Here is a 1,244-nt window from a genome sequence, read left to right on the forward strand (position 1 = left end):
CGCAGCGCTTGAATCAATGTCATCAGCTATCCAAAGAATGCGAACATTAGCGATTCAAGCCGCAAATGGTAATTACAATCAAGAAGATCGCCAAGCATTAAATGCTGAGTACCAACAGCTCAAGCAGCATCTTTCTACCGTAGCTCAAGACTCTAATTTTGCAGGTAAAAGCCTGCTTAACGGGCAATTTAATGAGACTTTACAGGTTGGTGCAGATGCGATGCAAACGATTGATTTGCTATTACCTAAATTTGATATTACACACATCGGCACAGACGCAACTAAACAGGCTGCTATCCAAACACCTAATTATGAGATAGGTGCTATCAATATTTTTGATTCGATAAATGTACAAAATATATTCAACGAACTTCACATATACCCTGATAAATTACCAGAGCGCCTCGACGTAGATGAATGGAAAGGAGATCGGCCTGTTATCACAGCAACTACATCAACAGGCACTGAAGCAGTAGTAATGACTGGGGCATATAATTCCACCCATGACATCGCACAAGCCGTCACAGCTGCCAACTATGGCATTAGAGCATCGGCAACAACCTACACCCCGCTCTCATTCGAAGAGTCACCTAGAGCACCTCACGAAAAAGTCCCTTATGATGAACCCGTCATATTGAATTTTGATCTGGTCGGCGGTGGCGGCACCGTGCCTATTTCAGCTTCATTCACGGACTTTCAAGATGGTGCACAGGTACAAGCTATGGTTGATCAGGTTAATCAACACACAGCAACGACAGGGATCAGGGCCGTTGCATTCGAAGAATTTAATTTTTTGCATGGTTCAAACCATGGTGTCTATCTAATCGATGATGATGGACACAATATTGGGTTTGCAAATATCGATGTAGATAACGCAGGAGAGAACAGGTTAGAACTCAGAGTCTATGCAGGGCGCGCATTTACTCCAAATTTCGTTGGCAAAGGTCGTACTACAGAGTTTTACAGCTATTTAAAAACACCTGGGCTGACCACTGAAATTAATCATAAAAATATACTCACAACGGGCACTATTAATTATTTTGATACCGAAACTGGCGAGCCAATTCCAGTAAGTGACTGGGGCAAAGATCGGCCAAGGGAGCTTTTCAATAACACTTACACCACAACTTATGAAGAAGTACCTGAAATCGCCGTCTCTGACACCGATATATTAAGCCAAGAGAATGCTCAACAGGCTATTTCTGTCTTAGATGGCGCACTTGGCCAAATTAATGAAGGCCGCA

The 1,244-nt window shown here is 42.9% G+C and carries 1 protein-coding gene; it reads left to right on the plus strand.

The genetic code is table 11. The features are described from left to right. Positions 1-1,244: flagellin N-terminal helical domain-containing protein (locus L1077_RS27130; RefSeq protein WP_440589572.1), on the plus strand; the 1,244-nt coding region annotated here is incomplete at both ends.

This window comes from Pseudoalteromonas luteoviolacea, assembly GCF_021654285.1.
GTDB lineage: Bacteria > Pseudomonadota > Gammaproteobacteria > Enterobacterales > Alteromonadaceae > Pseudoalteromonas > Pseudoalteromonas luteoviolacea_J.